Genomic DNA, 6,648 nt, shown 5'->3' with positions numbered 1-6,648 from the left:
AGTCCTAGCCTCTCAATTGTTTTTGGATTGTCGAGCAAGACGCAGTGGTTGAGTGAGCTCTACTACGCTGATTTCATCAGCTTTTACAGCCCTACTCAACTGTGCGGAGGTGGGACGACGAAATCGAATTCTAACGAATTACCGATTTCTGTCCCACTCTCATCTTTTTTTTCAAATGAAGAAACGATAGAAATATGGGATAACAAGGATAAAGAGAAACATCAAAGAGTACTGGAATGAGTGTGAGAATAATAGCATCAGTTTCGATACCAAAAAAAGATGCTTGAGCAAGTCTTACCTGGGATAATTTGCTATAATAGTAAGAGAAAACAAAAAGGGAGAAGCCTATGGCAATAACAGTCCGAGATTTAATTGATAAGCTTCGGTTGAAGGTTGTGTACGGCAATGAAAGCCTATTTGAAAAAGAAATCACAACGGCAGATATTTCACGTCCTGGACTTGAAATGACAGGATATTTTGATTACTATACTCCAGAACGAATTCAATTGGTTGGGATGAAAGAGTGGTCTTACCTCATCAAGATGACATCCCACAATCGTCACCAAGTTTTGAGAAAGATGTTCCAGCCGGAAACACCAGTTATCATTATTGCGCGTGATTTGGAGATTCCAGAAGAAATGCTCCGTGCTGCAGAGGAAAAGCAAATCGCGATTTTAAGCAGTCGCGTTCCAACTAGTCGCCTGTCTGGTGAACTATCAAGCTACCTAGATTCTCTCCTTGCGGAAAGAACTAGTGTCCACGGCGTCTTGATGGATATCTATGGCATGGGGGTTCTGATCCAAGGAGATAGTGGAATCGGGAAGAGTGAGACTGGGTTAGAGCTCGTCAAACGAGGCCATCGTTTGGTAGCAGATGACCGGGTAGATGTCTTCGCCCGTGATGAGATGACCTTGTGGGGTGAGCCTGCTGAAATTCTACGCCATCTGCTAGAGATTCGGGGAGTAGGGATCATTGATGTCATGAGTCTCTATGGTGCCAGTGCTGTGAAGGATTCTTCTCAAGTTCAAATCGCGGTTTACTTGGAAAACTACACCAAGGAACAAACCTACGATCGTCTTGGTAATAATGCGGAAGAAATTGAGTTCTGTGGAGTAACCATTCCAAGAATTCGCATTCCTGTTAAGACAGGTCGCAATATTTCCGTTGTCATTGAGGCAGCAGCGATGAACTACCGCGCTAAAGAAATGGGATATGATGCTACTAAAACCTTTGAAGATCGATTGACCCAGTTGATTGATCAAAATGAGGTGAAAGTATGAATCCAGTAGCTATTCAACTCGGTCCCTTTAGTATCCGTTGGTATGCGATTTGTATTATCCTCGGTCTCCTTTTGGCAGTCATCCTGTCTATGAAAGAAGCACCTCGTAAAGGGATAGAGTCAGACGATATCATTGATTTCATTCTGATTGCTTTTCCAGTAGCGATCATAGGGGCCCGTCTCTACTATGTTATTTTTCGATGGTCATATTTCAGGGAAAATCCAGGAGAGATTTTTGCCGTATGGAACGGTGGGATCGCTATCTATGGTGGACTCCTGGCAGGAGCTCTGGTCCTCTACCTATTTTCACGCAGTCGTTTGATTGATCCAGTTGATTTTTTAGATATCGCTGCACCGAGTGTCATGATTGCTCAAAGTATTGGCCGTTGGGGCAATTTTGTTAACCAAGAAGCCTACGGAGCCATTGTTAAGAATTTAGATTATTTACCTTCTTTCATTCGGAATCAGATGTTTATTGATGGACATTACCGTCAACCGACCTTCTTATATGAATCTTGTTGGAACTTGCTTGGTTTTGTGCTGATTCTTTACTTGCGTCGTCGTCCGAAACTTTTGAGAAAGGGCGAAGTTACTGCTTTCTATCTGATCTGGTATGGCTTTGGTCGAATGATTATTGAAGGAATGCGGACAGATAGCTTGATGTTTTTGGGAATTCGAGTTTCACAATGGCTTTCCCTGATCCTCATCCTACTTGGAATCAGCATCATGATCTATCAACGAAAAAAGAATGCACCATTTTATAGAACGGAAATAGATTAAGGAGAAAAGAAATGTTTATTGAAATTGCCTATGGGCTTTTAGGGTTAGCTTTAGTAGTTTTGGTCATCTACTTGATTATCTTGTTTTCAAAGATTGGAAAAGTTGTAGATGAGACTCAGGTAACGATTAAGACCTTGACATCAGATGTGAATGTAACCTTACACCAAACCAATGAGTTGTTAGCAAAAGTGAATGTTTTGACAGAAGATTTGAATCAAAAAGTTGCAACCATTGATCCACTCTTCACTGCAGTGGCAGATTTGTCTGTATCTGTATCAGATCTGAATGATCAAGCGCGTCAGATTAGCAAAAAAGCTGTCGTAGTTGGTGGGAAAACCGTTAAAACATCTGTCGGATTAAAGGCAGCTCGCATGGCTATGAAATTATTTAAATAAGAAAAGAGGTACCTTATGGGACGTTTATCATCATTATTAATTGGAACGATCACTGGCGCATCCGCAGCCTACTTCCTGACAACCAAAAAAGGGAAAGAGTTGACTGGGAAAGTCAAAGGTTTTGTAAAAGAATACCAAGAAAATCCACAAGAAGTTCATGATTCGGTGAAACAATCTGCAATGGAACTATCCAAGCAAGCATCAGACGCTATTCAGCAAACCAAAGAAAAAGTTGAAAGTGGCGAGATCAACAAAGACACTGTTATCGAGACAGTGAAAGATAAGACGCAGGATGTGGTAGAATTTTCACAAGATGCTATCCAAACGATTAAGGAAAAAATCCAGCAAAAGACCGGCAATCAAGCAAGTCCTTTCCAGCCTAAACAGGAAAAAGAAAGTGAAGAGATTGTTCTTGAATTAGAAGAAGAAACAGCTCTTCCAGAAGTGGAAGAAGAGATCAAAGAAACAGCTGTAGAAGAAGAATAAAATAATCCCTCACCAATGGTGAGGGATTTCTTTTATGAAATGACAAACGAGGATGGGAAATGCCAAAAAGCCTCCCGAAGGAGGCTAAAAATGTAATCTTAGTCCTGTTTCCGTTTTAACTGGAAAATGCGGAAAGCTTGGATACTTCCCAAACTACAAGCAATTGCTGAGGCAAAAGCAAAGAAGGTATTCATCTTCATTGATAAAAAGACGAAACTAAATAAAACAGTTAAGACACAAAACACAGCAATATTAAGGAAAAATAGTAGCTCACTTAATTGCGGAGCTGGTTCAGTATCAAGGTTAAAATCATAATTAGTTGTTGTATTCTCTTGTTGAAGAGGGACTTCGACATAGTCGTATTCTTCAACAACTCTAAGTTTTCTTGCGGGCATATTTCTCTCTCCTAACAGTACTCTATTATTTTAACACGTTTTCAAGCATAGAAATGTTACAAAACTGTTACAATTTTTACAAAATTAAGAAATTTAGAGAGCAAAATGACTTTTTTGGTATAATAGTTTTCATGAAAAAGATAATTATTACAGCTACAGCTGAAAGTATTGAACAGGTTCAAGCCCTTCTGGAAGTAGGTGTGGACCGTATTTATGTCGGAGAAAAGGAATTTGGATTACGACTTCCTCACACTTTCTCGTATGACGAATTAAGTCGAATTTCTGACCTAGTCCATGCGGCAGGTAAGGAAATGACAGTGGCTGTCAATGCCTTGATGCACCAAGACATGATGGATCGTATCAAACCATTTTTAGATTTCCTTGCTTCGATTAACGTCGATTATATCACGGTAGGAGATGCAGGCGTCTTTTATGTATTGAAGCGGGATGACTACAGCTTTAAAACCATTTATGATGCTTCTACCATGGTGACAAGTAGCCGTCAGATCAATTTCTGGGGACAAAAGGCTGGTGCTTCAGAAGCTGTTCTTGCTCGAGAAATCCCATCTGCAGAGCTCTTCAAGATGCCAGAAATCTTAGAGATTCCTGCTGAAGTATTGGTTTATGGGGCCAGTGTGATTCATCATTCCAAACGCCCTCTTTTGCAGAATTACTACAATTTTACGCACATCGATGACGAAAAGACGAGAGAGCGCGATCTCTTTTTGGCAGAACCAGGAGATCCAGAAAGCCACTATTCTATCTTTGAGGACAAGCATGGAACTCATATTTTTGCCAATAATGACCTGGATTTGATGACCAAACTCTCTGAGTTAGTCGAGCATGGTTTTACTCACTGGAAGTTAGAGGGGATTTATACACCTGGTCAAAACTTTGTGGAAATTGCCAAGTGTTTTGTGAAAGCGCGTGAGCTTCTAGAAGCTGGGACTTTCACATCTGATCAAGCCTTCTTATTGGATGAGCAGATTCACCAATTGCATCCTAAGAATCGTTTCCTTGACACTGGATTTTATGATTACGATCCAGACATGGTTAAATAAAGGAGAAAAGCCTGCCAGGAGTGCGGGCCTTCCTTTTTGGTGATGGTAAAGAATGAGAATTGTCAAAACAATTCCCAAACCATTGCCTTTCGACTGGATTTGCTATAAAATAGACAAGATTGATAATCTAACTAATATACTTGTAATATACTAGGAGATATGATGACAAAACAATTGAAACGTCCTGAGGTTCTATCACCTGCGGGAACACTTGAAAAACTAAAGGTTGCTGTGCGCTATGGTGCGGATGCCGTCTTTATTGGTGGACAGGCTTATGGGCTTCGTAGCCGTGCAGGGAACTTCACTTTCGAGCAAATGGAAGAAGGAGTCCAATTTGCGGCCAAGTATGGTGCCAAGGTCTATGTTGCAGCCAATATGGTCATGCATGAAGGAAATGAAGTTGGAGCTGGTGAATGGTTCCGTCGCTTACGGGATATCGGAATCGCAGCGGTCATTGTTTCAGACCCTGCCTTGATTACCATCGCAGCGACAGAGGCTCCTGGCTTGGAAATTCACCTCTCTACCCAAGCTAGTGCCACCAACTATGAAACCCTGGAGTTTTGGAAAGACTTGGGCTTGACACGGGTCGTTTTGGCTCGGGAAGTTTCAATGGAAGAACTAGCGGAAATTCGTAAGCGGACGGACGTTGAAATTGAAGCCTTTGTTCACGGAGCAATGTGTATTTCCTACTCTGGCCGTTGTACCTTATCCAATCATATGAGTATGCGGGATGCCAACCGTGGAGGTTGTTCTCAATCTTGTCGTTGGAAGTATGATCTCTATGATATGCCATTTGGCCAAGAACGTAAGAGTCTCAAAGGGGAAATCCCTGAAGAATTCTCGATGTCAGCTGTGGATATGTCGATGATTGACCATATCCCTGATATGATTGAAAATGGAGTGGACAGTCTCAAGATTGAAGGTCGGATGAAGTCCATTCACTATGTCTCTACCGTAACGAACTGCTACAAGGCAGCTGTTGATGCTTATTTGGAAAGTCCTGAGAAGTTTGAAGCGATTAAGCAAGATCTAGTAGATGAAATGTGGAAGGTAGCCCAACGTGAGTTGGCTACAGGATTCTATTACGGAACACCATCTGAAAATGAGCAACTGTTTGGGGCTCGTCGGAAGATTCCAGAGTACAAGTTTGTCGGAGAAGTGGTAGCCTATGATGCGGACAAGCAAATTGCGACCATTCGACAACGGAATGTCATCAATGAAGGAGACCAAGTAGAATTTTACGGGCCTGGGTTCCGTCATTTTGAAACAGTCATTGAAGATTTGCATGATGCCAAGGGCAATAAAATTGATCGGGCTCCAAATCCGATGGAGTTATTGACCATTCATATGCCAACACTAGTTGAACCAGGTGATATGATCCGTGCACTCAAAGAGGGCTTGATCAACCTCTATAAAGAAGATGGAACTAGCCAAACAGTTCGTGCCTAAAACGTAAAAAAACACCGCATGCTTCCCAAGCTTGGAAGTTTACGGTGTTTTTTGTTGTGCGATTCGAATCGTATGTGGAACGAGACTAATCTTTTGAATGTCTGAAATTCGAATGATAGTTGACATACTCTTTTTAAAATTCTTGACAATGAGTTGTTTTCGTTCCTGATCATATTTCACGATATCGCCTGTAAAACTCTTATTTTGGAAGATGACATGGACTCCTTGTTTTTTTCGAAGGGCCAGTTCAATAATTTGAATCGTTTTACCATCCTCTAAAGGAGCTGGTTGAGAGGTTTTATCGTTGAAAAATTCATTGGCTCGGTCCTTGAGAAGCTCAAGAAATCTTTTCATAGCATAATTCTCCATAAGTTGATACAATATATTATAGAAAATTTCATTCATTTTGTAAAATTTTTTACGAATTATTAAGGTGAAAGACATTGAAAGGAGTATGAAATGTCAGATTTTAGTTTTGAAATTGAAGAACAACTCTTGGTCTTATCTGAAAATGAAAAAGGATGGACCAAGGAATTAAACCGGGTTAGTTTTAATGGAGCACCTGCCAAGTATGATATCCGAACTTGGAGCCCAGACCATACGAAGATGGGCAAGGGGATCACGCTCACCAATGAAGAATTCCAAGTTCTGCTAGATGCATTTAAACAGTAATAGGCTGAGTAAGAAAGAGAGTGGGACAGAAATCAGCAATTCATTAGAATTCGATTTCGTCGTCCCACCTCCGCATAGTTGAGTAGGGCTGTAAAAGCTGATGAAATCAGCGTAGTAGAGCTCACTCAACC

Annotated in this window: 10 protein-coding genes; 8 read left to right on the top strand and 2 right to left on the bottom strand. The window is 41.0% G+C overall.

The window, feature by feature from the left end; all coding sequences use genetic code 11:
* The 5 genes from QZ158_RS07225 to QZ158_RS07205 all read left to right on the top strand — a co-directional run.
* Positions 1 to 240, top strand: a 240-nt coding sequence (locus QZ158_RS07225; RefSeq protein WP_293887113.1) for a hypothetical protein, incomplete at its 5' end; no start/stop codon positions are given.
* A gap of 107 nt (positions 241 to 347) precedes the next feature.
* On the top strand, positions 348 to 1,280 hold the full coding sequence (hprK, locus tag QZ158_RS07220) for an HPr(Ser) kinase/phosphatase (protein WP_061564198.1): 933 nt from the start codon (positions 348 to 350) through the stop codon (positions 1,278 to 1,280).
* Positions 1,277 to 2,059, top strand: a complete 783-nt coding sequence (gene lgt, locus QZ158_RS07215; RefSeq protein WP_156676627.1) for a prolipoprotein diacylglyceryl transferase — start codon at positions 1,277 to 1,279, stop codon at positions 2,057 to 2,059. Before hprK ends, lgt begins: the two co-directional genes overlap by 4 nt.
* An 11-nt stretch (positions 2,060 to 2,070) precedes the next feature.
* Complete coding sequence (locus QZ158_RS07210; RefSeq protein WP_006595909.1) at positions 2,071 to 2,454, top strand: DUF948 domain-containing protein; 384 nt, start codon at positions 2,071 to 2,073, stop codon at positions 2,452 to 2,454.
* Between the two features lie 15 nt (positions 2,455 to 2,469).
* Positions 2,470 to 2,940 (top strand): YtxH domain-containing protein, encoded by a 471-nt coding sequence (locus QZ158_RS07205; protein WP_006595910.1) that lies wholly within the window; start codon positions 2,470 to 2,472, stop codon positions 2,938 to 2,940.
* Between the two features lie 98 nt (positions 2,941 to 3,038).
* Here the strand turns inward: QZ158_RS07205 and QZ158_RS07200 are convergent, their stop codons facing one another.
* A complete protein-coding gene (locus QZ158_RS07200; protein WP_048689491.1) occupies positions 3,039 to 3,335 on the bottom strand; it encodes a DUF3270 family protein in 297 nt (98 codons plus the stop codon).
* Between the two features lie 131 nt (positions 3,336 to 3,466).
* Here QZ158_RS07200 and QZ158_RS07195 point away from each other — a divergent pair, with 131 nt between their 5' ends.
* Positions 3,467 to 4,396, top strand: a complete 930-nt coding sequence (locus QZ158_RS07195) for a peptidase U32 family protein (RefSeq protein WP_293887105.1) — start codon at positions 3,467 to 3,469, stop codon at positions 4,394 to 4,396.
* A 162-nt stretch (positions 4,397 to 4,558) separates the two neighbouring features.
* Complete coding sequence (locus tag QZ158_RS07190) at positions 4,559 to 5,845, top strand: U32 family peptidase (RefSeq protein WP_293887103.1); 1,287 nt, start codon at positions 4,559 to 4,561, stop codon at positions 5,843 to 5,845.
* A gap of 39 nt (positions 5,846 to 5,884) precedes the next feature.
* On the opposite strand, the gene QZ158_RS07185 is transcribed toward QZ158_RS07190, so the two are convergent.
* Entirely contained in the window at positions 5,885 to 6,214 is a 330-nt protein-coding gene (locus tag QZ158_RS07185) for a hypothetical protein (protein ID WP_040803002.1), read from the bottom strand.
* 90 nt (positions 6,215 to 6,304) lie between these two features.
* On the opposite strand from QZ158_RS07185, the gene QZ158_RS07180 reads away from it, so the two are divergent.
* On the top strand, positions 6,305 to 6,517 hold the full coding sequence (locus tag QZ158_RS07180) for a YdbC family protein (protein ID WP_293887101.1): 213 nt from the start codon (positions 6,305 to 6,307) through the stop codon (positions 6,515 to 6,517).
* Positions 6,518 to 6,648 lie beyond the last annotated feature (131 nt).

This window comes from Streptococcus sp. A12, from assembly GCF_905372335.1.
GTDB lineage: Bacteria > Bacillota > Bacilli > Lactobacillales > Streptococcaceae > Streptococcus.
This window is presented reverse-complemented; position numbering and strand designations above follow the sequence as displayed.